The following is a 24,618-nucleotide window of genomic DNA, read 5'->3' on the forward strand; positions in this document are numbered from 1 at the left end:
TGTATAGGAAGGAGAGAAATTCATGGCAAGAGAATTCTCCTTAAAAAATACGCGTAATATCGGTATCATGGCTCACATCGATGCTGGTAAAACAACGACAACTGAACGTGTACTATACTATACAGGTCGTATCCATAAAATTGGTGAAACTCATGAAGGAGCTTCACAAATGGACTGGATGGAGCAGGAACAAGAGCGCGGAATCACAATTACTTCCGCTGCAACAACTGCTCAGTGGAAAGGTCACCGTATCAACATCATTGATACTCCTGGACACGTAGACTTTACAGTAGAAGTAGAACGTTCATTGCGTGTATTAGACGGAGCTGTAGCTGTACTCGATGCTCAGTCTGGGGTTGAACCGCAAACTGAAACGGTATGGCGTCAAGCAACAACTTACGGGGTTCCCCGTGTAGTATTCGTTAACAAAATGGACAAGATTGGTGCTGACTTCCTTTACTCTGTAAAAACACTTCATGAACGTCTTGGTGCTAACGCACATCCAATTCAGCTTCCTATCGGTGCTGAAGATCAGTTCGAAGCTATCATCGACCTTATCGAGATGAAAGCTGTATTCTATGGTAACGACCTTGGTACTGACATTGAAGTAGGTGAAATTCCTGCTGATCATTTGGAACTTGCTGAAGAGTACCGTGGAAAGCTTATCGAAGCGGTAGCTGAGCTTGATGAAGAATTGATGATGAAATACTTAGAAGGTGAAGAGATTACAAACGAAGAAATCAAAGCAGGTATCCGTAAAGGTACTTGTAACGTTGAGTTCTATCCAGTAATCTGTGGATCGGCGTTTAAGAACAAAGGTGTTCAGCTTATGCTTGACTCAGTTCTTGACTACCTTCCATCACCAGTAGATGTACCTGCGATCAAAGGTACACTTCCAGATTCAGAAGAAGAAGTAACTCGTGAATCAAGTGACGAAGCACCATTCTCTGCACTTGCATTTAAAGTTATGACTGACCCTTATGTTGGTAAGTTAACGTTCTTCCGTGTTTATTCTGGAACACTTAACTCTGGATCATACGTACAGAACTCTACAAAAGGAAAGCGCGAGCGCGTAGGACGTATCCTTCAAATGCACGCAAACTCCCGTGAAGAGATCTCTATCGTATACGCTGGAGATATCGCAGCTGCTGTAGGTCTTAAAGACACTACAACTGGTGACACACTTTGTGATGAAAAGAGCCTTGTTATCTTAGAATCCATGGTATTCCCAGAGCCAGTTATCTCTCTATCTATCGAGCCGAAGTCTAAAGCAGACCAAGACAAGATGGGTATGGCGCTTGCGAAACTTGCTGAAGAGGATCCAACATTCCGTACTGAAACTAACGAAGAAACAGGACAAACGATCATCGCAGGTATGGGTGAGCTTCACCTTGATATCCTGGTTGACCGTATGAAACGTGAATTCAAAGTTGAAGCTAACGTAGGTGCTCCACAGGTTGCTTACCGTGAAACCATCCGCCAAGCGGCTAAAGTTGAAGGTAAGTTCGTACGTCAATCCGGTGGTCGTGGACAATACGGACACGTTTGGATCGAGTTCGAACCAGGTGAAGAAGGATCTGGATTCGTATTCGAAAACAAAATCGTCGGTGGTGTTGTTCCTCGTGAATACATCCCAGCGGTACAATCGGGTATCGAAGAGTCAATGAAAAATGGTATGCTTGCAGGATTCCCGTTGCTTGATCTTAAAGCAAGAATCGTTGACGGTTCTTACCATGATGTTGACTCCAACGAAATGGCGTTTAAAATTGCCGGATCTATGGCTCTTAAAAACGCTAAAGCAAAATGCGACCCGGCTATTCTTGAACCGATCATGAAAGTTGAAGTAACGGTTCCTGAAGAGTACATGGGAGACATCATGGGTGACGTAACTTCTCGCCGCGGACGCGTTGAAGGTATGGAAGCTCGTGGTAATGCTCAAATCGTTAAAGCGATGGTTCCACTTGCTGAAATGTTTGGTTATGCAACTTCACTTCGTTCTCGTACTCAAGGACGTGGAACTTATTCCATGCACTTTGACCACTACGAAGAAGTACCAAAATCAATTTCAGAAGAAATCATCAAAAAATCAACTGGACAATAATTCTTGCCAGTTGTAACATGCTTGCTTTTCATGTAATCTAAAATAGGCAGACAACCTGCCTGTTTTAAATAAAAAATAAATTTTTTACACATATTAAGGAGGAATCATTCTCATGGCTAAAGAGAAATTTGATCGTTCCAAAACGCATGCCAATATTGGTACAATCGGTCACGTTGACCACGGTAAAACAACTTTAACAGCTGCAATTACTTCTGTACTTGCTAAGAAATCTGGTAAAGGTCAAGCTATGGCTTACGACCAAATCGACGGTGCTCCAGAAGAGCGCGAACGTGGTATCACAATCTCAACTGCACACGTTGAGTATGAAACTGATACTCGTCACTATGCACACGTAGACTGCCCAGGACATGCTGACTATGTTAAAAACATGATCACTGGTGCTGCACAAATGGACGGAGGGATCCTAGTAGTATCTGCTGCTGACGGCCCAATGCCACAAACTCGTGAGCACATCCTTCTTTCTCGTCAAGTAGGTGTACCTTACCTAGTAGTATTCTTGAACAAATGTGACATGGTTGACGATGAAGAGCTTCTCGAACTAGTTGAAATGGAAGTTCGTGACCTTCTTTCTGAGTACGATTTCCCAGGAGACGATGTTCCTGTAATCAAAGGTTCTGCTCTTAAAGCTCTTGAAGGAGACGCTGAGTGGGAAGCTAAAATCATCGAACTTATGGACGCAGTTGACGAGTACATCCCAACTCCTCCACGTGACACTGAAAAACCATTCATGATGCCTGTTGAGGACGTATTCTCAATCACTGGCCGTGGTACAGTTGCTACTGGACGTGTTGAGCGTGGACAAGTTAAAGTCGGCGACGTTATCGAGATCCTTGGTCTTACTGAAGAGCCAAAATCAACTACTGTAACAGGTGTTGAAATGTTCCGTAAGCTTCTTGACTATGCTGAAGCTGGTGACAACATCGGTGCACTTCTTCGTGGGGTTTCCCGTGACGATGTTGAGCGTGGACAAGTTCTTGCTAAGCCAGGAACTGTTAAAGCTCACACTAAATTCAAATCAGAAGTATACGTACTTTCTAAAGAAGAGGGTGGACGTCATACTCCATTCTTCTCTAACTACCGTCCTCAGTTCTACTTCCGTACAACTGACGTAACTGGTATCATCCAACTTCCAGAAGGAACTGAAATGGTTATGCCTGGAGACAACATCGAAATGACTGTTGAACTAATCGCTCCAATCGCGATCGAAGAAGGAACTAAGTTCTCTATTCGTGAAGGTGGACGTACAGTAGGCGCTGGAGTAGTAGCATCTATCCAAGCGTAAGCTCATTTCTCAAAAAAGCATCCCTTTATGGGATGCTTTTTTTTATGTTCCTTAAAACAGAAGGCTTAGCTGTGTTTTATTTATATAGAAGAACCCGTTTTTTATTATTGGTAATTCCCGATCAGACCTTGCTTTTACAGGATTGAGGGCCTATAATAGAAAAAGTGTGCGGCTGATGAAAATATTTATAAGAATAGCTTGCAATGGGCAGCTGTTTTTACTATAATAAGTAATGTTGGTCATTCATTTGCGATGATCCGGAAGGTTGCTGACACACCCGGCCCCATTGCCATGGCGGATGTCTGTCAGGTTAAATTTCCGTGGGAGTAATGTCTGTTTATCAAAATGGGCGAATAAAGGAGGGAAAATAATGGCAAAGCAAAAGATTCGTATTCGATTAAAAGCATATGATCACAGAATTCTTGATCAATCTGCTGAGAAAATTGTTGAGACAGCAAAACGTTCTGGTGCAAAAGTATCCGGACCAATTCCGCTTCCAACTGAAAAAGCTATTTACACAATCCTGCGTGCGGTGCACAAATATAAGGATTCTCGTGAGCAGTTCGAAATGCGTACTCATAAGCGTTTGATCGATATCATCGAACCAACGCCGCAAACTGTTGATTCATTAATGCGTTTGGATCTTCCATCTGGCGTTGACATTGAAATCAAACTATAAGAATTAACATATAAAAAATTTTAAACAATCAATAGGAGGTGTGACTAATGGCCAAAGGAATCTTAGGTAAAAAAGTAGGAATGACTCAAGTATTTGCAGAGAACGGTGATCTTATCCCAGTTACTGTAGTTGAAGTTACTCCAAACGTTGTTCTTCAAAAGAAAACTGCTGAAAACGACGGTTACGAAGCAATCCAATTAGGATTTGATGATAAGAAAGAAAGCCGTGTGAACAAGCCTGCAAAAGGGCATGCTGCTAAAGCTAACACAAACCCTAAGCGCTTCGTTAAAGAATTCCGCAATGTAGAAGGCGCGGATTTTGAAGTTGGTCAGGAAGTCAAGGTAGATATTTTCGCAGAAGGTGACGTTGTAGACGTAACCGGAACATCAAAAGGTAAAGGATTCCAAGGTGTTATTAAACGCCACGGACAATCCCGCGGACCTATGAGCCACGGTTCCCGTTACCACCGTCGTCCTGGTTCTATGGGTGCAGTTGACCCTAACCGTGTATTCAAAGGTAAAAACCTACCTGGACGTACAGGCGGAGATACAATTACTGTTCAAAACCTAGAAGTTGTTAAAGTTGATGCTGAGCGCAACTTACTTCTAATCAAAGGTAACGTACCTGGTGCGAAAAAGAGCTACGTTACAATCAATGCAGCTGTAAAAGCTAAAGAAGCTAAATAAGAAGGGAGGATACATCGATGCCTAAAGTAGCTATTTACAAACAAGATGGTTCTCAAGCTGGCGATTTAGAGCTTAATGCTTCCGTTTTCGGTATTGAACCAAACCAAAATGTATTATTTGATGCTGTAATCATGCAGCAAGCGTCACTTCGTCAAGGTAACCACGACGTGAAAAACCGTTCTGAAGTTGCCGGTGGTGGACGCAAACCATGGAGACAAAAAGGAACTGGACGTGCTCGTCAAGGTTCAATCCGTTCTCCGCAATGGGTAGGCGGTGGAGTCGTTTTCGGACCAACGCCAAGAAGCTATTCTTACAAATTGCCTAAGAAAGTTCGCCGTTTAGCTATTAAATCTGCACTTTCTTCAAAGGTAATCGATAATAACCTAGTAGTTCTTGATGCTCTTTCTTTGGATGCTCCAAAGACTAAAGACATGAAGCAAGTACTGACAAATCTATCCGCAGATCGCAAAGCACTTGTTGTGACAGGAGATTTCAACGAATTTGTTGCTTTATCTGCTCGTAACATCCCTGGTGTAACTGTTGTTACAGCAACTGGTGTTAATGTGCTTGATGTGCTTAACCACGACAAGCTTGTTATGACAAGAGACGCTGTGGAAAAAGTAGAGGAGGTGCTTGCATAATGGATGCACGTGATATTATTAAGCGCCCCGTAATTACAGAGCGTTCTACTGAAATTATGGCTGACGGAAAATACACTTTCGAAGTTGACACTCGCGCAACAAAGACTCAAATCAAAATTGCGTTGGAAGACATTTTCGGAATTAAAGTTGCATCAGTAAACACTGCGAACTACAAAGGGAAATTCAAACGTGTAGGTCGTCATACTGGTTATACTTCAAAGCGTAAAAAAGCAATCATTACTTTAACTCCAGGAAGCAAAGAATTGGACTTCTTTGAAGGAGTTTAAGATCAACAAGTAAAGGAGGGAATCACAAATGGGTATCAAAAAGTTTAAACCGATCACTAACGGTCGCCGTGGTATGACTCAGCTTGACTTTGCTGAAATTACTACAGACAAACCAGAAAAATCATTGCTTGCACCACTTAGCAAAAAAGCCGGACGCAACAACCAGGGTAAACTTACTGTTCGTCACCAAGGCGGCGGGCACAAGCGTAAATACAGAATCATCGACTTTAAACGCAACAAAGATGGAATACCAGGACGCGTTGCTACAATCGAGTATGATCCAAACCGTACTGCAAACATCGCGCTAATCAACTATGTTGATGGTGAAAAACGTTACATCCTAGCTCCTAAAGGACTTAAAGTAGGCCAAGAAATCATGTCTGGCGTTGGCGCTGACATTAAAGTAGGGAATGCACTTCCGCTAGCGAACATTCCTGTAGGTTCTACAATCCACAACATTGAGCTAAAACCTGGCAAAGGCGGACAGCTTGCTCGTTCTGCTGGTGCTGAAGCTCAACTTCTTGGTAAAGAAGAAAAGTATGCTCTTGTTCGTTTAGGTTCTGGAGAAGTTCGTATGGTCCTTCTAACTTGCCGTGCAACAATCGGTCAAGTAGGTAACCTTGAGCATGAACTTGTAAACGTAGGTAAAGCAGGTCGCTCTCGCTGGATGGGTATCCGTCCAACAGTTCGTGGTTCTGTAATGAACCCTAACGATCACCCACACGGTGGTGGTGAAGGACGCGCTCCAATCGGACGTAAATCACCAATGTCACCATGGGGCAAACCGACTCTTGGCTACAAGACTCGTAAGAAAAACAAAACAACCGACAAGTACATCGTACGCCGTCGTAAAAAATAACGTGTTTGTTCTACGGTTCAATCGAACCGTAGCGCAATCGCGAAGGGAGGTTCACGTATGGGTCGCAGTTTGAAAAAAGGACCTTTTGTTGATGACCACTTAATGAAAAAAGTTGAAGGCTTGAACGAAACTAATGACAAAAAAGTTGTTAAAACTTGGTCTCGCCGTTCTACAATTTTCCCGGAATTCATCGGACACACATTAGCAGTATATGATGGACGTAAGCATGTGCCGGTTTATGTTACAGAAGACATGGTCGGACATAAGTTAGGTGAATTTGCACCAACTCGTACTTACAAAGGTCATGCCGCTGATGATAAGAAAACAAGACGTTAATTGAGGGGAGGTACACAAAATGCAAGCAAAAGCTGTTGCTAAACAAGTGCGTATTGCTCCTCGTAAGGCTAGAATTGTTATCGATCTGATTCGAGGTAAGCAAGTAGGCGAAGCACTTGCGATCTTACGCCTAACACCAAAAGCTGCTTCTCCAGTGATTGAAAAGGTGTTAAAGTCTGCTATCGCAAACGCGGAACACAACTATGAAATGGAACCAAACAACCTTGTGGTATCATCTGCATTCGTAGATGAAGGCATTACGTTAAAACGTTTCCGTCCTCGTGCAATGGGACGTGCAAGCCGTATTAACAAGCGTACTAGCCACATCACTATCGTTGTTTCTGAAAAGAAGGAGGGATAAGACGTGGGTCAAAAAGTAAATCCGATAGGACTACGTATTGGCGTCATCCGTGACTGGGAGTCAAAGTGGTACGCTGACAAAGACTATGCTGATCTATTACACGAAGATCTTAAAATTCGTAATTATATCGAAAAGCGTTTAAAAGACGCGGCTGTATCCGGCGTTGAAATCGAACGTGCAGCTAACCGCGTAAACATCACGATCAAAACTGCTAAGCCTGGTATGGTTATCGGTAAGGGTGGTACTGAAGTCGAAGCACTTCGTAAAGCACTTAACGAACTAACTGGCAAGCGAGTACACGTAAACATCTTTGAAATCAAGCAAGCTGATGTTGATGCTAAGCTTGTTGCTGAAAATATTGCTCGTCAATTGGAAAACCGTGTGTCTTTCCGCCGTGCAATGAAACAATCGATCCAACGCTCTATGCGTGCTGGAGCAAAAGGAATCAAGACAGAAGTATCAGGACGTCTTGGTGGAGCAGATATCGCTCGTTCAGAATCTTACAGTGAAGGAACTGTTCCTCTTCATACCCTTCGTGCAGACATCGACTACGGAACTGCAGAAGCAGACACAACTTACGGTAAAATCGGCGTTAAAATCTGGATCTACCGTGGGGAAGTCCTTCCAACAAGAGGAACGAAAAAAGCGGAAGGAGGCAAATAATTATGTTATTGCCAAAACGTGTTAAATACCGCCGTGAACACCGCGGGAAAATGCGCGGACGTGCAAAAGGCGGAGCTGAAGTAGCATTCGGCGAATATGGTTTGCAAGCTGTTGAAGCATCTTGGATCACAAACCGTCAGATCGAAGCAGCTCGTATCGCGATGACTCGTTACATGAAGCGTGGCGGTAAAGTATGGATTAAAATTTTCCCATCTAAACCTTATACAGCTAAACCTCTAGAAGTCCGAATGGGTTCTGGTAAAGGGGCGCCTGAAGGTTGGGTTGCTGTAGTAAAACCAGGAAAAATCATGTTTGAAATCGCTGGTGTATCCGAAGAAGTAGCTCGCGAAGCACTTCGTCTTGCTGCACACAAGCTTCCTGTGAAATGTAAATTTGTAAAACGCGAAGAAGTGGGTGGTGACACTAATGAAGGCTAATGATATCCGTAACTTGACCACTGCTGAAATTGAACAAAACGCTAAGTCTTTGAAAGAAGAGCTTTTCAATCTTCGCTTTCAACTAGCTACAGGTCAATTAGAAAACCCTGCCCGCATTCGTGAAGTTCGTAAAGCAATTGCCCGTGCAAAAACTGTTTTACGTGAAAGAGAGCTAGGGATTACTAACGCTTAACATTGAGAGGAGGTTCGCACAATGAGTGAACGTAACCAGCGTAAAGTTTATGTTGGCCGTGTTGTATCTGACAAGATGGACAAAACAATCACTGTGCTTGTAGAGACTTACAAAAAACACCCTTTATATAACAAGCGTGTTAAGTACTCTAAGAAATTTAAAGCTCATGATGAAAACAACACTGCAAAAGTAAATGATATGGTAAGAATCATGGAAACTCGTCCGCTTTCTAAAGACAAACGTTTCCGTTTAGTAGAAGTGGTTGAAGTAGCAGTAGTTATTTAATATATGTTCGGATCGAAAATGTATCCGAAAGGAGGTCAATTCGCATGATTCAACAAGAGACTCGTTTAAAAGTAGCTGACAACTCAGGTGCTCGTGAGTTACTTTGTATTAAAGTTCTTGGTGGTTCTGGACGTAAATACGCAAACGTTGGTGACATCATCGTCTGTTCTGTAAAATCTGCAACACCAGGCGGCGTTGTTAAGAAAGGTGATGTCGTTAAAGCGGTTGTTGTTCGTACAAAACGCGGAATGCGCCGTAACGATGGATCTTCCATCCGTTTTGACGAAAACGCAGCAGTAATCGTTCGTGATGACAAGGGTCCTCGTGGTACTCGTATTTTTGGACCAGTTGCACGTGAACTTCGTGACAAACAATTCATGAAGATCGTATCACTTGCTCCAGAAGTACTTTAATTATCAATAGAATGCAAGGCTCAAAAAGTAGGCTTGTAAGGAGGTGCAACACGCTCATGCCAATGCATGTAAAAAAAGGCGATAAAGTACAAGTGATTTCTGGTAAGGATAAAGGCAAACAAGGAGTAATTCTTGAAGCTTATCCGAAACAAAATCGTGTCCTTGTAGAAGGCGTTAATATCGTTAAGAAACACGCGAAACCGTCTCAGGCTAATCCACAAGGTGGAATCGTAAGCCAAGAAGCTCCGGTTCACGTTTCTAACGTAATGCCTCTTGATCCAAAGACTGGTGCTCCTACCCGCGTAGGTCACAAAGAAGTCGATGGTAAAAAAGTTCGTGTAGCTAAATCAGGTGAAGTTTTAGATAAATAATAGCAGTGAAAGGAGGGCATCTTGATGAACCGTCTACAAGAGCGTTATAAAAGTGAGATTGTTCCTTCTCTAGTAGAGAAGTTTAACTACACTTCTGTAATGGAAGTCCCAAAGATCGAAAAAATCGTAATCAACATGGGTGTTGGTGACGCAGTTTCCAACTCTAAAGTATTGGACACAGCAGTTGAAGAGCTTACAGCTATCGCTGGTCAAAAGCCAGTAATCACTCGTGCTAAGAAATCTATCGCAGGCTTCAAGCTTCGTGAAGGGATGCCGATCGGTACAAAAGTAACTCTTCGCGGAGAACGCATGTTTGATTTCTTAGACAAACTAATCTCTGTTACACTTCCACGTGTTCGTGACTTCCGTGGTATTTCAAAGAAAGCTTTTGATGGCCGTGGTAACTACACTCTTGGTGTAAAAGAACAATTGATCTTCCCGGAGATCGATTATGATAAAGTTAACAAAGTTCGCGGTATGGACATCGTTATCGTAACGACTGCCAACACGGACGAAGAGGCACGTGAGCTATTGACTCAAGTAGGAATGCCTTTCCAAAAATAATCTTTTAGCCAAAGGAGGTAAACCCGTGGCAAAGAAATCTATGATTGCTAAGCAACAACGCCAGCAAAAGTTCAAAGTGCAGGAATACACTCGCTGTGAACGATGCGGGCGTCCTCATTCAGTAATCCGCAAGTTCAAACTATGCCGTATTTGCTTTAGAGAACTTGCTTATAAAGGTCAAATTCCTGGTGTTAAAAAAGCCAGCTGGTAATACCCTGAACAAAGGGAAGGAGGTAAATATCAATGGTCATGACAGATCCAATTGCAGATATGCTTACTCGTATTCGCAACGCTAACACTGTTCGTCACGATAAATTAGAGGTTCCTGGCTCAACGATTAAGAAAGAAATCGCAGAAATCCTCAAGCGTGAAGGCTTTGTACGTGATGTGGAATACATTGAAGATAATAAACAAGGGATGATTCGCATCTTCCTTAAATACGGTTCTAACAATGAGCGTGTAATTACTGGTCTTAAACGTATCAGTAAGCCTGGACTACGTGTTTACGCAAAATCAACTGAACTTCCACGAGTACTTGGAGGATTAGGGATTGCACTAGTATCCACTTCTAAAGGCGTTCTAACTGACAAAGAAGCTCGTCAGCAACAAGTCGGCGGCGAAGTATTAGCATACGTTTGGTAAAAATTAAGCAGCGAATGGAGGTGTCATTATGTCTCGCGTAGGTAATAAACCTGTTGAAATCCCAAGCGGCGTAACAGTTGATTTGAAGGAGAACAACCTTGTCACTGTTAAAGGTCCTAAGGGTGAACTAACTCGTAAATTCCACAACGATATTAAAATCAATGTGGCTGAAAGCACAATCACTTTTGAGCGCCCGAGCGATCACAAAGAACATCGTGCTTTACACGGAACAACTAGAAGCGTACTTAACAACATGGTTGTTGGTGTTACAACTGGATATGAAAGAGCACTAGATATCATTGGGGTAGGTTACCGTGCTTCTAAGTCTGGTAACAAACTTATCCTTAACGTTGGATACTCTCACCCAGTAGAAATCGTTCCTGAAAAAGGAATTGACATTGATGTTCCTTCTAACACGAAAGTAATTGTTAAAGGTATCGATAAAGAACGCGTTGGCGAAATCGCAGCAAACATCCGTTCAGTACGTGCTCCTGAGCCTTACAAAGGTAAAGGTATCCGTTATGAAGGTGAGTTTGTACGACGCAAAGAAGGTAAGACTGGTAAATAAGGCCGTTAAGAAGTTAGCGGAAAGGAGTGCATAGGATGATCACTAAAGCGGATAAAAATGTCGCTCGTAAAAAAAGACATGCTCGTGTTCGCCGCTCTGTAATCGGAACAGCACAACGTCCTCGTTTGAACGTATTCCGTTCTACCAAGCATATTTATGCTCAACTGATCGATGATCAAAACGGAGTTACAATCGCATCTGCCTCTTCATTAGATAAAGGCGTTGATGTTAAAAACGGCGGTAACGTTGAAGCTGCTAAAGCAATTGGCGAAGCCATTGCTAAACGCGGTGCAGAAAAAGGCGTTAAAGTAGTAGTATTCGACCGTGGCGGATATCTATATCATGGACGTGTAAAAGCATTAGCTGATGCAGCCCGTGAGGCTGGGTTAGAATTTTAATAGAAGGAGGGAAACTGATGCGTATCGACCCTAATAAACTTGAACTTGAAGAACGTGTCGTAACGGTCAACCGTGTAGCGAAGGTTGTAAAAGGTGGACGTCGTTTCCGCTTTGCTGCAGTCGTTGTCGTTGGTGACAAAAATGGTCATGTCGGATTTGGTACTGGTAAAGCACAAGAAGTACCGGATGCTATCCGTAAAGCAATTGAAGACGCAAAGAAAAATCTTATTACAGTACCAGTTGTTCGTACAACGATCCCTCACCAAATTACAGGACAATTTGGCGCAGGAAAAGTATTTCTTAAGCCTGCTTCCGAGGGTACTGGAGTTATCGCGGGCGGACCTGTCCGTGCGGTACTAGAACTTGCTGGTGTTGGCGATATTCTTTCTAAATCTCTTGGATCTAACAACCCAATCAACATGGTGCGTGCTACGATCGAAGGATTAAGAAATCTTAAACGCGCTGAGGACGTTGCGAAACTTCGCGGCAAATCAGTAGAAGAGCTTTTAGGTTAAGGAGGGAATAGTAGATGGCTAAGAAATTAGAAATCACCCTCACACGCAGTGTTATCGGTCGTCCTGAGAATCAGCGTGTAACTGTTAAGACTCTAGGTCTTAGAAAAATGCATCAAACGGTTGTTCACGAAGATAACGCAGCAATCCGTGGAATGGTTAACAAGGTATCTCACCTTTTAACTGTTACTGAAATCGACGCGTAAAACGATAAATAAATCATGAGGAGGTGCTCAGATGAAACTTCATGAGTTGAAACCAGCTGAAGGATCCCGTTCAACACGCAACCGTGTAGGACGCGGTATCGGATCAGGAAATGGTAAAACCAGTGGACGTGGTCACAAAGGACAAAAGGCTCGTTCTGGTGGAGGAGTTCGTCCGGGATTTGAGGGTGGACAAAATCCATTAGCACGTCGTTTGCCTAAACGTGGATTTACAAACCCAACTCGTAAAGAGTACTCAATTGTTAATCTTGAAAAGCTTGCTCGTTTTGAAGAAGGAACAGAGGTAACTCCAGAACTTCTTATCGAAACTGGCGTAGTAAGCAAAGAAAATAGCGGTATTAAAGTTCTAGGAAATGGCAAGTTAGGAGTTAAGCTTACAGTTAAGGCCCACAAATTCTCTGCTTCTGCTAAAGAAGCTATTGAAGCGGCCGGCGGAAAAACTGAGGTGATCTAATGTTCCGGACAATCTCCAACATTATGCGTGTGGGTGATCTGAGAAACAAGATTCTATTTACACTCTTGATGCTGATCGTTTTCAGAATCGGAACATTTATTCCTGTTCCAGGTGTGAATCGCGAAGTTCTCCAGTTTGGCACTGAAAATAACGCAAGTATTTTTGGATTCTTGAACACGTTCGGTGGTGGAGCATTAAAAAACTTCTCCATCTTTGCAATGGGTATCATGCCATACATTACAGCATCAATCATTGTTCAGCTGCTTCAGATGGATGTGGTTCCTAAATTTACGGAGTGGAGTAAACAAGGGGAAGTGGGCCGACGCAAGCTGGCTCAGTTCACCAGGTACGGAACGATTGTCCTCGGCTTTATCCAAGCTGTAGGGATGTCAATAGGTTTTAACAACCTGTTCCCTGGGCTGATCTCAGATCCAGGAGTCATGACGTATTTGTTTATTGCGTTAGTATTGACTGCAGGAACTGCCTTCTTGATGTGGTTAGGTGAGCAGATTACCCTTAAGGGAATTGGAAATGGGATTTCCGTTCTCATTTTCGCGGGGATTGTCGCAGCTATTCCTACAGCAGTTAACCAGATATATGCAGCGCAATTCAAAGGCGCAAACGATCAGCTGTTTATGCATATTGTAACTGTACTTCTGTTACTGATCGCTATTATCTTAGTTGTTGTCGGCGTTATCTTTATTCAACAAGGTTTGCGTAAAATCCCGATTCAGTATGCAAAACGAGTCGTCGGAAATAAGCCTGTTGGCGGTCAATCCACACACTTGCCGATCAAAGTCAATGCAGCAGGAGTTATCCCGGTTATCTTTGCGATTTCCTTGATTATCACTCCGCGTACGGTTGCCGGCTTTTTCGAGCAAAACAGTGTGACCAAATGGATTGTCAATACGTTTGACTACACCCAGCCAGTCGGAATGATTATATATGCGCTTTTAATTATTGGATTTTCGTACTTCTATACTTTCATTCAAGTCAACCCAGAGCAAATGGCAGACAACTTGAAGAAACAGGGCGGTTATATTCCTGGCATCCGTCCAGGAGCTAACACTCAGGCGTATATTACGAAAATTTTATATCGATTAACTTTTGTAGGATCTCTATTCCTTGCGTTGATCGCTATTCTCCCGGTAATCTTTACAGCAATTCCAGGGCTTAACCTTCCGCCTTCTATCCGAATCGGCGGAACGAGCATACTGATTGTTGTAGGTGTGGCATTAGACACGATGAAGCAGATTGAAAGCCAGTTGATCAAACGGCATTACAAAGGCTTCATTAAGTAGAGGAAAGGGAAGAGCCTTTTCTTCCCAAACCCTCAGTCTATTGACTAGATTAGTGACGTATGGAGGGATTAGATGTATCTTGTATTAATGGGATTGCCTGGTGCCGGTAAAGGGACACAGGCAGAACAAATTGTTGAACAGTACGGAATTCCTCATATTTCTACTGGAGATATGTTTCGCGCAGCGATAAAAGAAGGTACTCCTCTCGGTCTGAAGGCAAAGTCATATATGGATTCCGGCAACTTGGTTCCGGATGATGTAACGATCGGAATTGTCCGTGAACGTCTTGCCAAAGATGACTGTGAAAAAGGATTCCTGCTTGATGGTTTCCCTCGTACTGTTGCTCAAGCTGAAGCGCTTGAGGAAATTCTTCGCGATTTGGAACGCCAGATTGATTATGTACTCAATATTTCTGTTGATACAGATAAATTGATGCAAAGGTTGACTGGTCGCCGGGTTTGTCCGGAATGCGGAGCCACTTATCATGTGATTTTCAATCCGCCTAAAGTGGATGGAAAATGTGACAAGGACGGCGCTGAATTAATTCAACGCAAAGATGATAACGAAGAGACTGTTCGTACCCGCTTGGAAGTAAACATGGAGCAATCCAAACCTTTGCTTGATTTCTATAAAGAAAAAGGTTACCTCAAGAACATTGATGGCGATCAGGAAATCAATAAAGTGTATAACGATATCAACAAACTTATTGGAGGGTTGGCAAAATGATTATCTGCAAAACGCCGCGGGAGATAGAAATCATGCGGGAAGCAGGGAGAATCGTTGCCCTAACTCACCAAGAGTTAAAGAAACACATTATACCTGGTGTGACAACGAAAGAACTGGATAACATTGCTGAAAAGTTTATTCGCAGCCAGGGTGCAATCCCTTCATTCAAGGATTATAATGGATTTACGGGAAGCATCTGTACTTCCGTGAATGAAGAGCTTGTACATGGGATCCCAGGAAAGCGTGTATTGAACCATGGCGACATTATCTCTTTAGATATTGGGGCGAAATACAAAGGCTACCATGGAGACTCAGCCTGGACGTACGGGGTTGGAGAGATTTCTGAGGAATCTCAAAAGCTTCTCGATGTAACCGAGCAATCTCTATTCAAAGGATTAGAGAAAGCGAAGGCAGGTGCCAGACTAACGGACATTTCTCATGACATTCAAGTATATGCAGAAGCTGAAGGGTTCTCTGTTGTACGAGAGTACGTGGGTCATGGAGTCGGCCAGGAATTGCATGAAGATCCGCAAATTCCTCATTACGGACCGCCCGGCAAAGGGCCGATCCTAAAAAAGGGAATGGTATTGGCTGTTGAGCCGATGATCAATGCTGGATCTCGTTACGTTCGAACATTATCCGATAACTGGACGGTTGTCACAACGGATGGCAAATGGTGTGCTCACTTCGAACATACTATCGCTATTACGGAGGAAGGTTACGAAATCTTAACAAAGATCTAGGTGAAGGTGATATAATGGTTAGCGATTCTGAATCGGTGCCGCAAATAGGTCAGATGGTTCGAATCATAAAGGGAAGAGACGCTGAGAAATTAGGTGTCATTGTAAATATCCTGGATGATCGTTTTGTACTTATAGCCGATGGCGATAAACGCAAATATGATCGCGCCAAACGTAAAAACCTGATTCACTTAGAACTTCTTGATTTTATTTCTCCGGAAGTTGCAAGAAGCATTCTTGAAACAGGCCGTGTAACTAATGGCAAACTACGGTACGCAGTAGCGAAGTTTTCCGACGAGAAAGTCATTGCTCTGAAGAAGGGAGACCATATCGATGGCTAAAGATGATGTAATTGAGGTAGAAGGTACGGTAATCGAACCACTGCCAAACGCCATGTTCCGAGTGGAGCTTGAGAATGGACATAAAATTCTAGCGCACGTTTCTGGTAAGATCCGTATGCACTACATTCGTATATTACCAGGGGATAAAGTAACCGTAGAATTGTCTCCATATGACTTATCACGTGGTCGTATAACGTATCGCTTTAAATAAAAATCGTACTCCGTGACATAAGGAGGTTTAAAAGATGAAGGTTAGACCATCAGTCAAACCCATTTGTGAAAAATGTAAAGTTATTCGTCGTAGAGGTACTGTTATGGTGATCTGCGAAAACCCGAAACACAAGCAAAAACAAGGTTAATCCAAGGAGGTGCTAAATTATGGCACGTATTGCAGGAGTGGACGTTCCACGCGATAAGCGTATTGTCATTTCACTAACATATATCTTTGGAATCGGGAAAGCTAAAGCACAACAAGTTCTTGCTGAAGCTGGCGTATCTGAAGAAACTCGTGTTCGTGATCTTACAGAAGATGAATTAAACAAAATTCGTGAAGCGATCGACAAAATTAAAGTTGAAGGTGACCTTCGCCGTGAAGTGTCTCTTAACATTAAACGTCTTATTGAAATCGGCAGCTACCGTGGGATCCGCCACCGTCGCGGTCTTCCAGTTCGCGGTCAGAATACGAAGAACAACTCTCGTACTCGTAAAGGACCTCGTCGTACAGTAGCGAATAAGAAAAAGTAAGAGTAAAGGAGGTAAACTCTAATGGCTAAGCAACGTAAAACTAACACACGTAAACGTCGTGTCAAAAAGAATATTGAGACTGGTATCGCGCATATCCGTTCGACTTTCAACAACACGATCATTACGATTACTGATACACACGGGAATGCAATCTCTTGGGCTACATCTGGCCACTTAGGATTCAAAGGTTCTCGTAAATCAACTCCGTTCGCAGCACAAATGGCAGCTGAAACTGCTGGTAAAACTGCAATGGAAAATGGCATGAAAACACTAGAGGTTTCTGTTAAAGGCCCTGGTGCTGGCCGTGAAGCTGCAATCCGTGCCCTTCAAGCGGTAGGTTTAGAAGTAACAGCTATTCGCGATGTTACACCTGTTCCTCATAACGGATGCCGTCCTCCAAAACGCCGCCGCGTGTAACAATAGTTACACTCTTCGGTATAAAGTATGCATAGCCTGTCTATAATGGGTATGTATACTATTAGTTTTGGTGAAGAACACTAATTAGTTGTTTAAGTCGGGAATGCCATTGGGGAATTTCGGCTGGGTTCTGCCCGGTCGAGGTTCGACGTTTGAAGGAGGGTTTAGTTGAATGATCGAAATCGAAAAGCCAAGAATTGAAACGGTTGAAATCAGCGACGATGCCACATATGGAAAGTTTGTTGTTGAACCACTTGAACGTGGATATGGTACTACACTGGGCAACTCCTTACGTCGTATCCTATTATCCTCACTGCCTGGTGCAGCTGTTACATCGATTCAGATTAATGGAGTATTGCATGAGTTCTCAACAGTTGAAGGTGTTGTAGAAGACGTTACTACGATCATCCTTAACTTGAAAAAGCTTGCGATGAAGATTTATTCTGATGAAGATAAAACATTGGAAATAGATGTACAGGGTGAGGGAGTCGTTACAGCTGGTGACATTACACATGACAGTGATGTGGAAATTTTGAATCCGGACCTTCATATTGCTACTCTTGCAGAAGGCGCTCATTTCCAAATGAAGCTGAATGCAAAGAGAGGCCGCGGTTACGTTCAGGCGGAAGGCAATAAGAGTGAAGATCTTCCAATCGGAGTTATTCCGGTGGATTCAATTTACACACCAATTTCTCGTGTGAACTACCAGGTAGAAAATACCCGCGTTGGACAAGTGACAAACTATGACAAGCTTACATTTGACATTTGGACAGATGGAAGCATCCGTCCTGAAGAGGCAGTTTCTCTTGGAGCGAAGATCATTACCGAACATTTAAATATATTTGTCGGACTAACCGATCAAGCGCAAAAAGCTGAAATTATGGTTGAAAAAGAAGAAGACCAAAAGGAAAAAGTTCTTGAAATGACGATTGAAGAACTTGATCTTTCTGTGCGTTCTTACAACTGCCTTAAACGCGCTGGTATTAATACAGTTCAAGAACTTGCTAATAAATCAGAAGAAGACATGATGAAAGTTCGCAACCTCGGTAAGAAGTCTCTTGAGGAAGTTCAAGAAAAACTTGACGAGCTCGGGCTTTCATTACGTGCTGACGATTAATCTGACAGACTAGAATTTGCTTTTTCACAGGTGACTGTTTTTATAAACAGCCCCTGTCTGCAAAAAGCACAGAAGGAGGGAATAGACATGGCATACCAAAAGTTGGGTCGTGTTTCAGCTGTTCGCCGCGCAATGCTGCGTGACTTAGCAACTGACTTAATTATCAACGATCGTATCGAAACAACAGAAGCACGTGCTAAAGAAGTACGTAAATTTGTTGAAAAGATGATCACGCTTGGTAAGCGTGGAGACCTTCACGCACGCCGTCAAGCTGCAAGTTTCGTTCGAAACGAAGTAGCTAACGAAGAATCAGGACAAAAGGCAATTCAAAAACTATTTAGTGACCTTGGACCTCGTTATGCTGAGCGTAATGGTGGTTACACTCGTATCGCTAAAATCGGTCCTCGCCGTGGTGACGGTGCACCTATGGTCATCATCGAATTAGTTTAATAGTGAATAAAGGGCGGGACAGGGTCGTAAAGATCGTTTCTTGCCCTTTTTTTATTTGGTGATTTTTTTTCACCAAATAAAAAAAGAAAGCATCGAAGAAACAGTGCCTGGCACCGCAGTTCACTTTCAGGTGCCTGGCACGGAAAAACATCCTGCAAGGAAGTTTAGTAGCTGGACTTGAATGGGGCGGTAAATTTTGAAAGTAAGTATGCTGCCTTCTAAGATGGGTTTAGTGATGCAAATCACAAATGTAGTAACGCTTCGATTAGTTACTTAAATATCTGGAGTCAGGCACCTGAATGTAAAAAACGGTGCCAGACACCATTTCAGGAAGTAAAGTGTTTTTTCAAAGAAGTAATAGCTGAGCTGAGGGGGAGAAAAGCGTGAAGGAACTGATATCGGTCAATAACGTTTCCTTCCAGTACCCGAGCGAGGAGAAAACCACACTGGCGGATTTAAGCCTCTCGGTGTACCAAGGAGAATGGCTGGCGATTGTCGGCCATAACGGGTCCGGAAAATCTACACTGGCTAAATTGCTCAACGGGCTGCTTCTGCCTTCCTCAGGAGAGATAAAGGTAGAAGACTATACAACGACCAACGAACAAGAACTATGGGAGATCAGAAGGCGGGTCGGCATCGTTTTTCAAAATCCGGACAACCAGTTCGTCGGGACAAGTGTCAGAGACGATGTGGCGTTTGGGTTGGAAAACTTCGGTGTGCCCCGTGAAGAGATGATTTCCCGTATTGAACAAAGCATTCAGCGTGTAAAGATGCAGGAGTTTATTGAAAGTGAACCTCACCATCTTTCAGGCGGCCAGAAACAGCGTGTCGCCATTGCCGGCATCATTGCCCAAAAGCCGTCTATCATCATCCTGGATGAAGCGACTTCCATGCTGGATCCGATGGGCCGGAAAGAAGTCATCGACACGGTGAAACAACTGAACGAGGAAGAAGGGATTACCGTTATCTCCATTACGCATGATCTGGAGGAAGCGGTCCGTGCTGACCGGGTCATGGTCATGAAACAAGGTTCCATCCTCACGACAGGCAGTCCGAGACACGTGTTCCAGAACGAGTCGTTATTGCTGGATGCCGGCTTGGATCTGCCGTTCTCCCTTAAACTCGGATTAGCGCTTAAGGAAAATGGGATAGGCTTAAAAGAACAACATTTAACACAGGAAGAATTGGTGGGTGCATTATGGACATTAAAATCAACAACCTAACCCATCGCTACAAGCCTGGAACGCCTTTTGAGCGGCTTGCACTTAAGGATGTGAACCTTTCTATTCCATCGGGCTCATTCCTTGCTGTCATCGGTCACACGGGTTCTGGGAAGTCAACGCTCATTCAGCATTTGAACGGCCTGTTAAAGCCTTCTGAAGGCACCATACAGGTTGGGGACCTGACCATTGCTGCCAATGAGAAAAAGAAACAGCTAAAAGCCCTGCGCAAAAGAGTAGGGATTGTCTTTCAATATCCAGAACATCAGTTATTTGATGAAACGGTGGAGAAGGATGTCATGTTCGGTCCGATGAACTTCGGGCAGAGTGAAGAAGCAGCCAGAAAAACAGCTCGAGAGATGGTTAAGCTTGTCGGGCTTCCGGATGAGGTACTGCAAAAGTCACCTTTTGACTTGAGCGGCGGACAGATGCGGCGGGTAGCTATCGCAGGTGTTCTTGCGATGCAGCCTGAAGTGCTGATTCTGGATGAGCCAACAGCGGGTCTAGATCCAAAGGGGCGCAAAGAGATCATGGACCTATTCCGTGCCCTTCATGATCAGCGCAAAACGACGACCATCCTTGTTACGCATTCCATGGAGGATGCTGCGTATTATGCGGACCATATTGTTGTCATGGATAAAGGATCCACCTATCTAGAAGGTACTCCTGCGGAAATCTTTGATAAACGGGACGAGCTTCAGGCCGTTGGGCTGGATGTGCCGGAAACGGTGCAGTTTTTGCTCAAGTGGCAGGAATTGACGAGTAATCCAATGAAACTATCCTCTTTTACCATTGAAGAAACAGCTAAAGCCATTGCAGCTGACTTCGGCAAAGGAGGCTCAACATGCTAGATAACGTGATCATTGGGCAGTATATTCCGGGTCGTTCCGTCATCCACAAGATGGACCCGCGTGCGAAGCTGCTTAGCATCTTTTTGTTTATTTTCGTGGTCTTTCTGGCCAATAACTGGCTGACCTATGTCCTGCTCGGTATTTTTGCAGCGGGTGCTATGCTGTCATCTCAGGTATCGCTCCGTTATATCTATAAAGGGCTTAAACCCATTTTTCTTATTGTCATTTTTACATTCATCCTGCACATTGTAATGACGAAGCAAGGTGATGTCATCTACCACCTGGGATGGCTGAAGATTTATGAAGGCGGCTTAAAGCAAGGGGTATTCATCTCACTTCGTCTCGTCTATCTCGTGGTCATCACATCATTGCTGACGCTGACGACCACACCGATCGATATAACAGATGGACTTGAATACTTACTTTCTCCTTTTAAAAAGATAAAGCTGCCCGTTCATGAGTTTGCCCTCATGATGTCCATTTCTCTCCGCTTCATTCCTACGCTGCTGCAGGAAACGGAGAAAATCATGAAGGCACAGATGGCCCGGGGTGCAGAGTTTACAACCGGTCCTATAAAAGAGCGCGTCAAAGCGTTTGTTCCGCTGCTGGTGCCTTTGTTTATCTCATCCTTTAAACGGGCGGAAGACCTGGCTCTCGCAATGGAAGCCCGCGGTTACCGAGGGGGAGAGGGCAGGACGAGGCTGCGCATTCTGGAATGGAGATTCAGGGATACAGCCTCTCTGCTCATTCTGCTCGCATTGGCCGTTGTTCTTTTCGTATTCCGAACGCATTAATTTTAAGGGAGTTTGATGTATGCAGCGCTGGAAAGCTACCGTAAGCTATGATGGCACCTTGTTTGCCGGCTATCAGGTGCAGCCGGAGGGCCGTACTGTACAGAGTGAGATTGAACGGAGCCTGGCCAAAATGCATAAAGGCGAGGATCTGCGCATCTCGGCTTCTGGAAGGACAGATGCAGGAGTCCATGCCATTGGGCAGGTATGTCACTTTGACAGCCCGTTGGCCATTGCCGGAGACCGTTGGCAGAAAGCCCTGAATGCGCTGCTGCCCAGTGATATACGCATCACGAAAGTGGAAGCTGTTGCTCCGGATTTTCATGCGCGTTTCAGTGCACAGAAGAAAGAGTATCATTATCGGCTATTGACCTGCAGTCAACCGGATGTTTTCCGCCGGCATTATGCCTATCATTTTCCTTATTCTCTGGATCGCGGCGCCTTGGAAGAGGGCATGAGGATGTTCTTGGGTACACACGACTTTACATCGTTTTCCTCGGCCCGTTCCACTGTCGAGGACAAAATACGTACCATCTACCGTTTTGAAATGGACACGTCTACAGATGAGATCCTTTTTAAAGTGAGCGGGAGCGGGTTTTTGTATAACATGGTCCGAATCATGATGGGCACTCTTCTTGATGCAGGCCAGGGCAGAATCGAGCCGAAGGACATCGAAGCGATGCTGCAGGAAAAGAACCGGATTGCTGCAGGAAAGACGGCTCCTCCGCACGGTTTATATTTATATCACGTCACCTATTAAAGTTCTAAAAAATCACCTAGTGATTTTATAAAAAATCACCTGATAAATTTCTCGACACACTTGACATCGTTGTTTATATGTTATAAGATATTCTTTGGTATTTCTAAGATTATCTCCCTGCCCCGGAAGATAATTCGGCGAAATGTTTAGTAATTCAAAAATGTTCAGCGAACCGTATTTTACTGTGAGTTAGAACAGCATTCATAAAAAAATTGAGCGATTTAGCGAATGAAGATACAGGAGGGAAAATTCATGCGTACGACATTCATGGCGAAAGCTTCTGAAGTAGAACGTAAGTGGTTATTGATCGACGCTGAAGGAAAGACTTTAGGTCGTCTTGCAAGTGAAGTTGCAGCAATCCTTCGCGGAAAACACAAACCAACTTTTACACCACATGTTGATACTGGAGATCATGTAATCCTAATCAACGCAGAAAAAATTCATCTAACAGGTAAGAAGTTAAGTGACAAGATTTACTACCGTCACACTGGACACCCAGGTGGACTTCGCACAAGAACAGCATTAGAAATGCGTACAACTCGTTCTGAGCAAATGCTTGAATTAGCGATCAAAGGTATGCTTCCTAAGAACAGCCTTGGCCGTCAAATGATCAAAAAGCTTCACGTATATGCTGGAGCTGAGCACCAACACCAAGCACAAAAGCCAGAAAAATACGAATTACGCGGATAATAAAAGGGAGGTATTCACGTGGCACAAGTACAATATTACGGTACTGGGCGTCGTAAGCACTCCGTTGCTCGCGTACGTTTAGTTCCTGGTGATGGCCGTATCGTAATCAACGGTCGCAGCATTGACGAATATTTCGGTTTAGAAACATTAAAACTTATCGTAAGACAGCCCCTTAATGAAACAGCTACAGAAGGTAACTACGACGTTCTTGTAACTGTTCAAGGTGGAGGATATACAGGACAAGCAGGAGCGATCCGTCATGGTATCTCTCGCGCTCTTCTACAAGCAGATCCAGAATTCCGCGGCAACCTTAAGTCTGCTGGATTCTTGACTCGTGACGCTCGTATGAAAGAACGTAAGAAATACGGTCTTAAAGGCGCTCGTCGTGCACCACAGTTCTCAAAACGTTAATCTTTACGTTTCAAGGCTCTCAACCATTTGGTTGGGGGTCTTTTTTGTTGTTCAGCCACTAAATCTTCACTTTGAGCTCATGTTCCTTTCGCTACTCGTAAACAATAGCTGTAACAGACCGAGTTTTCTGAAGGAGGGACATGATGTCGGAGTTAATGGAGGTATTTTGGAGGACCTTGCTGGCCTTTGCTTTGTTTTTAGGAATCGCCCGGCTGCTTGGAAAGCAAACCTTGTCGTATTTGACACTGAATCATTTTATAGCTGCTGCCACTCTTGGGTCGATCACCGCTAACCTGGCATTTAATCTTAATATCGAGACATGGCATGCAGTACTCGCGATGATTACCTTCTTTGTTGCCTCCATCCTCATTCTGCTTTGGACGGTAAAAAGCAGAAAGGCTCGCAGGTGGATATCGGGAGAACCGACAGTGCTGATTGAAGACGGGACCATCTTGGAGAAAAACATGGGGAAAGCAAAATTTACGATTGATAACCTGAACCAGCTTCTTAGAGAGAAGGGGGTATTTGATATCAATGAGGTCCAATATGCCATCCTGGAAACAAACGGAGGCATCTCTGTTCAAAAAAAGCCGCCATTCAGAATGCTCACGCAACAAGACATGGGTATTGCTTCCCAAAAGAATGACGCACAGTTTCCTGTGGAGCTTATTATGGAAAAACAAGTTCTGACGCAAAACCTTATGCAGAATAATTTATCTGAAGCCTGGCTGCAGGAGGAGTTAAAAAGAAAAACCTGACCCTGCCGGACGTATATTATGCTGTAAAAGGAACGAACGGTAACCTGTACATTGACTGTTATAAAGACAAGCTGGAGGCCCCGATTGATAAGGAATAACGGTTAAACAAGCGTTTAAGCTTTTGATCCGTCCAGCCTCAGCGCCTAGTTGGACGTAAAAGGTTCATTTTCGTCCCCGATCGTTTCGCTCTCTCACTACAACACAAAAAGCGTTTTTAGACAAAGCCCTCCAGTGCTTATCATCTCTAAACAGGCGTTTCAGCATTTCTTTTTTCCCATCATTTACGCAGGATGATGCTTTACTCTTTTGCAAAAAATGTAGTTA

The 24,618-nt window shown here is 43.7% G+C and carries 40 protein-coding genes; all 40 read left to right on the forward strand.

The window, feature by feature from the left end:
• Positions 1-22: 22 nt before the first annotated feature.
• The 40 genes from fusA to LCY76_RS00960 all read left to right on the forward strand — a co-directional run bounded on the left by fusA (position 23) and on the right by LCY76_RS00960 (position 24,294).
• On the forward strand, positions 23-2,101 hold the full coding sequence (gene fusA / locus LCY76_RS00765; protein WP_248251078.1) for an elongation factor G: 2,079 nt from the start codon (positions 23-25) through the stop codon (positions 2,099-2,101).
• Positions 2,102-2,213: 112 nt separating this feature from the next.
• Complete coding sequence (gene tuf, locus LCY76_RS00770; RefSeq protein WP_248251079.1) at positions 2,214-3,404, forward strand: elongation factor Tu; 1,191 nt, start codon at positions 2,214-2,216, stop codon at positions 3,402-3,404.
• A gap of 370 nt (positions 3,405-3,774) precedes the next feature.
• Positions 3,775-4,083, forward strand: coding sequence for a 30S ribosomal protein S10 (gene rpsJ, locus LCY76_RS00775; protein WP_053356198.1), 309 nt, complete (start codon positions 3,775-3,777; stop codon positions 4,081-4,083).
• Between the two features lie 47 nt (positions 4,084-4,130).
• Positions 4,131-4,769: a 50S ribosomal protein L3 gene (gene rplC / locus LCY76_RS00780; protein WP_053356197.1), complete on the forward strand. Its 639-nt coding sequence runs from the start codon at positions 4,131-4,133 to the stop codon at positions 4,767-4,769.
• 17 nt (positions 4,770-4,786) lie between these two features.
• Positions 4,787-5,410 (forward strand): 50S ribosomal protein L4, encoded by a 624-nt coding sequence (gene rplD / locus LCY76_RS00785; RefSeq protein WP_053356196.1) that lies wholly within the window; start codon positions 4,787-4,789, stop codon positions 5,408-5,410.
• Complete coding sequence (gene rplW / locus LCY76_RS00790; protein WP_053356195.1) at positions 5,410-5,697, forward strand: 50S ribosomal protein L23; 288 nt, start codon at positions 5,410-5,412, stop codon at positions 5,695-5,697. Before rplD ends, rplW begins: the two co-directional genes overlap by 1 nt.
• A gap of 28 nt (positions 5,698-5,725) precedes the next feature.
• Positions 5,726-6,556 carry a 50S ribosomal protein L2 gene (gene rplB, locus LCY76_RS00795; protein WP_248251080.1) on the forward strand — a complete coding sequence of 277 codons (831 nt, stop codon included), beginning with the start codon at positions 5,726-5,728 and terminating at the stop codon, positions 6,554-6,556.
• 57 nt (positions 6,557-6,613) lie between these two features.
• A complete protein-coding gene (gene rpsS / locus LCY76_RS00800; protein WP_053356193.1) occupies positions 6,614-6,892 on the forward strand; it encodes a 30S ribosomal protein S19 in 279 nt (92 codons plus the stop codon).
• A gap of 19 nt (positions 6,893-6,911) precedes the next feature.
• The gene (gene rplV, locus LCY76_RS00805; protein WP_007203546.1) at positions 6,912-7,253 is read left to right on the forward strand and encodes a 50S ribosomal protein L22; all 342 of its coding nucleotides are present in this window, start codon (positions 6,912-6,914) and stop codon (positions 7,251-7,253) included.
• Positions 7,254-7,256: 3 nt separating this feature from the next.
• Positions 7,257-7,916 (forward strand): 30S ribosomal protein S3, encoded by a 660-nt coding sequence (gene rpsC, locus LCY76_RS00810; RefSeq protein WP_062240240.1) that lies wholly within the window; start codon positions 7,257-7,259, stop codon positions 7,914-7,916.
• A gap of 2 nt (positions 7,917-7,918) precedes the next feature.
• A complete protein-coding gene (gene rplP / locus LCY76_RS00815; protein ID WP_053356191.1) occupies positions 7,919-8,353 on the forward strand; it encodes a 50S ribosomal protein L16 in 435 nt (144 codons plus the stop codon).
• Positions 8,343-8,546, forward strand: coding sequence for a 50S ribosomal protein L29 (rpmC, locus tag LCY76_RS00820; protein ID WP_053356190.1), 204 nt, complete (start codon positions 8,343-8,345; stop codon positions 8,544-8,546). The genes rplP and rpmC overlap by 11 nt, the downstream gene beginning before the upstream one ends.
• A 21-nt stretch (positions 8,547-8,567) precedes the next feature.
• Positions 8,568-8,831, forward strand: a complete 264-nt coding sequence (gene rpsQ, locus LCY76_RS00825; RefSeq protein WP_248251081.1) for a 30S ribosomal protein S17 — start codon at positions 8,568-8,570, stop codon at positions 8,829-8,831.
• A 44-nt stretch (positions 8,832-8,875) separates the two neighbouring features.
• Positions 8,876-9,244, forward strand: coding sequence for a 50S ribosomal protein L14 (rplN, locus tag LCY76_RS00830; RefSeq protein ID WP_053356188.1), 369 nt, complete (start codon positions 8,876-8,878; stop codon positions 9,242-9,244).
• A 62-nt stretch (positions 9,245-9,306) separates the two neighbouring features.
• Positions 9,307-9,615 (forward strand): 50S ribosomal protein L24, encoded by a 309-nt coding sequence (gene rplX / locus LCY76_RS00835; protein ID WP_053358406.1) that lies wholly within the window; start codon positions 9,307-9,309, stop codon positions 9,613-9,615.
• Between the two features lie 24 nt (positions 9,616-9,639).
• Positions 9,640-10,179 carry a 50S ribosomal protein L5 gene (gene rplE, locus LCY76_RS00840; protein ID WP_248251082.1) on the forward strand — a complete coding sequence of 180 codons (540 nt, stop codon included), beginning with the start codon at positions 9,640-9,642 and terminating at the stop codon, positions 10,177-10,179.
• Between the two features lie 25 nt (positions 10,180-10,204).
• Positions 10,205-10,390 (forward strand): 30S ribosomal protein S14, encoded by a 186-nt coding sequence (gene rpsN / locus LCY76_RS00845; protein WP_007203538.1) that lies wholly within the window; start codon positions 10,205-10,207, stop codon positions 10,388-10,390.
• Between the two features lie 32 nt (positions 10,391-10,422).
• Positions 10,423-10,821, forward strand: coding sequence for a 30S ribosomal protein S8 (gene rpsH, locus LCY76_RS00850; protein WP_053356186.1), 399 nt, complete (start codon positions 10,423-10,425; stop codon positions 10,819-10,821).
• A 28-nt stretch (positions 10,822-10,849) separates the two neighbouring features.
• A complete protein-coding gene (gene rplF / locus LCY76_RS00855) occupies positions 10,850-11,389 on the forward strand; it encodes a 50S ribosomal protein L6 (RefSeq protein ID WP_248251083.1) in 540 nt (179 codons plus the stop codon).
• Between the two features lie 35 nt (positions 11,390-11,424).
• Positions 11,425-11,787, forward strand: a complete 363-nt coding sequence (rplR, locus tag LCY76_RS00860; protein ID WP_053356184.1) for a 50S ribosomal protein L18 — start codon at positions 11,425-11,427, stop codon at positions 11,785-11,787.
• A 14-nt stretch (positions 11,788-11,801) separates the two neighbouring features.
• Positions 11,802-12,302 (forward strand): 30S ribosomal protein S5, encoded by a 501-nt coding sequence (rpsE, locus tag LCY76_RS00865; RefSeq protein ID WP_248254556.1) that lies wholly within the window; start codon positions 11,802-11,804, stop codon positions 12,300-12,302.
• Positions 12,303-12,316: 14 nt separating this feature from the next.
• Positions 12,317-12,505 (forward strand): 50S ribosomal protein L30, encoded by a 189-nt coding sequence (rpmD, locus tag LCY76_RS00870; protein WP_053356182.1) that lies wholly within the window; start codon positions 12,317-12,319, stop codon positions 12,503-12,505.
• A gap of 31 nt (positions 12,506-12,536) precedes the next feature.
• Positions 12,537-12,977 carry a 50S ribosomal protein L15 gene (gene rplO / locus LCY76_RS00875; protein WP_053356181.1) on the forward strand — a complete coding sequence of 147 codons (441 nt, stop codon included), beginning with the start codon at positions 12,537-12,539 and terminating at the stop codon, positions 12,975-12,977.
• Positions 12,977-14,278 carry a preprotein translocase subunit SecY gene (gene secY, locus LCY76_RS00880; protein WP_248251084.1) on the forward strand — a complete coding sequence of 434 codons (1,302 nt, stop codon included), beginning with the start codon at positions 12,977-12,979 and terminating at the stop codon, positions 14,276-14,278. The genes rplO and secY overlap by 1 nt, the downstream gene beginning before the upstream one ends.
• A gap of 72 nt (positions 14,279-14,350) precedes the next feature.
• Entirely contained in the window at positions 14,351-15,004 is a 654-nt protein-coding gene (locus tag LCY76_RS00885) for an adenylate kinase (RefSeq protein WP_248251085.1), read from the forward strand.
• Entirely contained in the window at positions 15,001-15,747 is a 747-nt protein-coding gene (map, locus tag LCY76_RS00890; RefSeq protein WP_248251086.1) for a type I methionyl aminopeptidase, read from the forward strand. The genes LCY76_RS00885 and map overlap by 4 nt, the downstream gene beginning before the upstream one ends.
• A 14-nt stretch (positions 15,748-15,761) precedes the next feature.
• Positions 15,762-16,085, forward strand: a complete 324-nt coding sequence (locus LCY76_RS00895; RefSeq protein ID WP_053356177.1) for a KOW domain-containing RNA-binding protein — start codon at positions 15,762-15,764, stop codon at positions 16,083-16,085.
• Positions 16,078-16,296 (forward strand): translation initiation factor IF-1, encoded by a 219-nt coding sequence (gene infA / locus LCY76_RS00900; RefSeq protein WP_007203527.1) that lies wholly within the window; start codon positions 16,078-16,080, stop codon positions 16,294-16,296. Before LCY76_RS00895 ends, infA begins: the two co-directional genes overlap by 8 nt.
• A gap of 34 nt (positions 16,297-16,330) precedes the next feature.
• Complete coding sequence (gene rpmJ / locus LCY76_RS00905; RefSeq protein ID WP_007203526.1) at positions 16,331-16,444, forward strand: 50S ribosomal protein L36; 114 nt, start codon at positions 16,331-16,333, stop codon at positions 16,442-16,444.
• A 19-nt stretch (positions 16,445-16,463) separates the two neighbouring features.
• Positions 16,464-16,829, forward strand: coding sequence for a 30S ribosomal protein S13 (gene rpsM, locus LCY76_RS00910; RefSeq protein ID WP_053356176.1), 366 nt, complete (start codon positions 16,464-16,466; stop codon positions 16,827-16,829).
• A 21-nt stretch (positions 16,830-16,850) separates the two neighbouring features.
• Positions 16,851-17,246 (forward strand): 30S ribosomal protein S11, encoded by a 396-nt coding sequence (rpsK, locus tag LCY76_RS00915; protein WP_053356175.1) that lies wholly within the window; start codon positions 16,851-16,853, stop codon positions 17,244-17,246.
• Positions 17,247-17,418: 172 nt separating this feature from the next.
• Complete coding sequence (locus LCY76_RS00920; protein ID WP_053356174.1) at positions 17,419-18,363, forward strand: DNA-directed RNA polymerase subunit alpha; 945 nt, start codon at positions 17,419-17,421, stop codon at positions 18,361-18,363.
• A gap of 87 nt (positions 18,364-18,450) precedes the next feature.
• Positions 18,451-18,813 (forward strand): 50S ribosomal protein L17, encoded by a 363-nt coding sequence (gene rplQ / locus LCY76_RS00925; RefSeq protein WP_053356173.1) that lies wholly within the window; start codon positions 18,451-18,453, stop codon positions 18,811-18,813.
• Positions 18,814-19,196: 383 nt separating this feature from the next.
• Positions 19,197-20,036, forward strand: a complete 840-nt coding sequence (locus LCY76_RS00930) for an energy-coupling factor ABC transporter ATP-binding protein (protein ID WP_248251087.1) — start codon at positions 19,197-19,199, stop codon at positions 20,034-20,036.
• A complete protein-coding gene (locus tag LCY76_RS00935; protein ID WP_248251088.1) occupies positions 20,012-20,884 on the forward strand; it encodes an energy-coupling factor ABC transporter ATP-binding protein in 873 nt (290 codons plus the stop codon). Before LCY76_RS00930 ends, LCY76_RS00935 begins: the two co-directional genes overlap by 25 nt.
• Complete coding sequence (locus LCY76_RS00940; RefSeq protein WP_053356169.1) at positions 20,878-21,678, forward strand: energy-coupling factor transporter transmembrane component T family protein; 801 nt, start codon at positions 20,878-20,880, stop codon at positions 21,676-21,678. The genes LCY76_RS00935 and LCY76_RS00940 overlap by 7 nt, the downstream gene beginning before the upstream one ends.
• 19 nt (positions 21,679-21,697) lie before the next feature.
• Positions 21,698-22,435 carry a tRNA pseudouridine(38-40) synthase TruA gene (truA, locus tag LCY76_RS00945; protein WP_248251089.1) on the forward strand — a complete coding sequence of 246 codons (738 nt, stop codon included), beginning with the start codon at positions 21,698-21,700 and terminating at the stop codon, positions 22,433-22,435.
• Between the two features lie 252 nt (positions 22,436-22,687).
• A complete protein-coding gene (rplM, locus tag LCY76_RS00950) occupies positions 22,688-23,125 on the forward strand; it encodes a 50S ribosomal protein L13 (protein WP_007203517.1) in 438 nt (145 codons plus the stop codon).
• Between the two features lie 18 nt (positions 23,126-23,143).
• On the forward strand, positions 23,144-23,536 hold the full coding sequence (rpsI, locus tag LCY76_RS00955) for a 30S ribosomal protein S9 (protein WP_053356167.1): 393 nt from the start codon (positions 23,144-23,146) through the stop codon (positions 23,534-23,536).
• A 143-nt stretch (positions 23,537-23,679) separates the two neighbouring features.
• Complete coding sequence (locus tag LCY76_RS00960) at positions 23,680-24,294, forward strand: DUF421 domain-containing protein (RefSeq protein WP_248251090.1); 615 nt, start codon at positions 23,680-23,682, stop codon at positions 24,292-24,294.
• Positions 24,295-24,618: the final 324 nt, after the last annotated feature.

Origin of the sequence: Fictibacillus marinisediminis (genome assembly GCF_023149135.1) — a bacterium.
In the GTDB taxonomy this organism is placed as follows: Bacteria; Bacillota; Bacilli; order Bacillales; family Fictibacillaceae; genus Fictibacillus_C; species Fictibacillus_C marinisediminis.

Excerpts from the sequence above, each read along its gene's own strand:
- fusA (WP_248251078.1), top strand. The coding sequence starts at position 23 with ATGGCAAGAGAATTCTCCTTAAAAAATACGCGTAATATCGGTATCATG.
- tuf (WP_248251079.1), top strand. The coding sequence starts at position 2,214 with ATGGCTAAAGAGAAATTTGATCGTTCCAAAACGCATGCCAATATTGGT.
- rpsJ (WP_053356198.1), top strand. The coding sequence starts at position 3,775 with ATGGCAAAGCAAAAGATTCGTATTCGATTAAAAGCATATGATCACAGA.
- rplC (WP_053356197.1), top strand. The coding sequence starts at position 4,131 with ATGGCCAAAGGAATCTTAGGTAAAAAAGTAGGAATGACTCAAGTATTT.
- rplD (WP_053356196.1), top strand. The coding sequence starts at position 4,787 with ATGCCTAAAGTAGCTATTTACAAACAAGATGGTTCTCAAGCTGGCGAT.
- rplW (WP_053356195.1), top strand. The coding sequence starts at position 5,410 with ATGGATGCACGTGATATTATTAAGCGCCCCGTAATTACAGAGCGTTCT.
- rplB (WP_248251080.1), top strand. The coding sequence starts at position 5,726 with ATGGGTATCAAAAAGTTTAAACCGATCACTAACGGTCGCCGTGGTATG.
- rpsS (WP_053356193.1), top strand. The coding sequence starts at position 6,614 with ATGGGTCGCAGTTTGAAAAAAGGACCTTTTGTTGATGACCACTTAATG.
- rplV (WP_007203546.1), top strand. The coding sequence starts at position 6,912 with ATGCAAGCAAAAGCTGTTGCTAAACAAGTGCGTATTGCTCCTCGTAAG.
- rplP (WP_053356191.1), top strand. The coding sequence starts at position 7,919 with ATGTTATTGCCAAAACGTGTTAAATACCGCCGTGAACACCGCGGGAAA.
- rpmC (WP_053356190.1), top strand. The coding sequence starts at position 8,343 with ATGAAGGCTAATGATATCCGTAACTTGACCACTGCTGAAATTGAACAA.
- rpsQ (WP_248251081.1), top strand. The coding sequence starts at position 8,568 with ATGAGTGAACGTAACCAGCGTAAAGTTTATGTTGGCCGTGTTGTATCT.
- rplN (WP_053356188.1), top strand. The coding sequence starts at position 8,876 with ATGATTCAACAAGAGACTCGTTTAAAAGTAGCTGACAACTCAGGTGCT.
- rplX (WP_053358406.1), top strand. The coding sequence starts at position 9,307 with ATGCATGTAAAAAAAGGCGATAAAGTACAAGTGATTTCTGGTAAGGAT.
- rplE (WP_248251082.1), top strand. The coding sequence starts at position 9,640 with ATGAACCGTCTACAAGAGCGTTATAAAAGTGAGATTGTTCCTTCTCTA.
- rpsH (WP_053356186.1), top strand. The coding sequence starts at position 10,423 with ATGGTCATGACAGATCCAATTGCAGATATGCTTACTCGTATTCGCAAC.
- rplF (WP_248251083.1), top strand. The coding sequence starts at position 10,850 with ATGTCTCGCGTAGGTAATAAACCTGTTGAAATCCCAAGCGGCGTAACA.
- rplR (WP_053356184.1), top strand. The coding sequence starts at position 11,425 with ATGATCACTAAAGCGGATAAAAATGTCGCTCGTAAAAAAAGACATGCT.
- rpmD (WP_053356182.1), top strand. The coding sequence starts at position 12,317 with ATGGCTAAGAAATTAGAAATCACCCTCACACGCAGTGTTATCGGTCGT.
- rplO (WP_053356181.1), top strand. The coding sequence starts at position 12,537 with ATGAAACTTCATGAGTTGAAACCAGCTGAAGGATCCCGTTCAACACGC.
- secY (WP_248251084.1), top strand. The coding sequence starts at position 12,977 with ATGTTCCGGACAATCTCCAACATTATGCGTGTGGGTGATCTGAGAAAC.
- LCY76_RS00885 (WP_248251085.1), top strand. The coding sequence starts at position 14,351 with ATGTATCTTGTATTAATGGGATTGCCTGGTGCCGGTAAAGGGACACAG.
- map (WP_248251086.1), top strand. The coding sequence starts at position 15,001 with ATGATTATCTGCAAAACGCCGCGGGAGATAGAAATCATGCGGGAAGCA.
- LCY76_RS00895 (WP_053356177.1), top strand. The coding sequence starts at position 15,762 with ATGGTTAGCGATTCTGAATCGGTGCCGCAAATAGGTCAGATGGTTCGA.
- infA (WP_007203527.1), top strand. The coding sequence starts at position 16,078 with ATGGCTAAAGATGATGTAATTGAGGTAGAAGGTACGGTAATCGAACCA.
- rpmJ (WP_007203526.1), top strand. The coding sequence starts at position 16,331 with ATGAAGGTTAGACCATCAGTCAAACCCATTTGTGAAAAATGTAAAGTT.
- rpsM (WP_053356176.1), top strand. The coding sequence starts at position 16,464 with ATGGCACGTATTGCAGGAGTGGACGTTCCACGCGATAAGCGTATTGTC.
- rpsK (WP_053356175.1), top strand. The coding sequence starts at position 16,851 with ATGGCTAAGCAACGTAAAACTAACACACGTAAACGTCGTGTCAAAAAG.
- LCY76_RS00920 (WP_053356174.1), top strand. The coding sequence starts at position 17,419 with ATGATCGAAATCGAAAAGCCAAGAATTGAAACGGTTGAAATCAGCGAC.
- rplQ (WP_053356173.1), top strand. The coding sequence starts at position 18,451 with ATGGCATACCAAAAGTTGGGTCGTGTTTCAGCTGTTCGCCGCGCAATG.
- LCY76_RS00935 (WP_248251088.1), top strand. The coding sequence starts at position 20,012 with ATGGACATTAAAATCAACAACCTAACCCATCGCTACAAGCCTGGAACG.
- LCY76_RS00940 (WP_053356169.1), top strand. The coding sequence starts at position 20,878 with ATGCTAGATAACGTGATCATTGGGCAGTATATTCCGGGTCGTTCCGTC.
- truA (WP_248251089.1), top strand. The coding sequence starts at position 21,698 with ATGCAGCGCTGGAAAGCTACCGTAAGCTATGATGGCACCTTGTTTGCC.
- rplM (WP_007203517.1), top strand. The coding sequence starts at position 22,688 with ATGCGTACGACATTCATGGCGAAAGCTTCTGAAGTAGAACGTAAGTGG.
- LCY76_RS00960 (WP_248251090.1), top strand. The coding sequence starts at position 23,680 with ATGTCGGAGTTAATGGAGGTATTTTGGAGGACCTTGCTGGCCTTTGCT.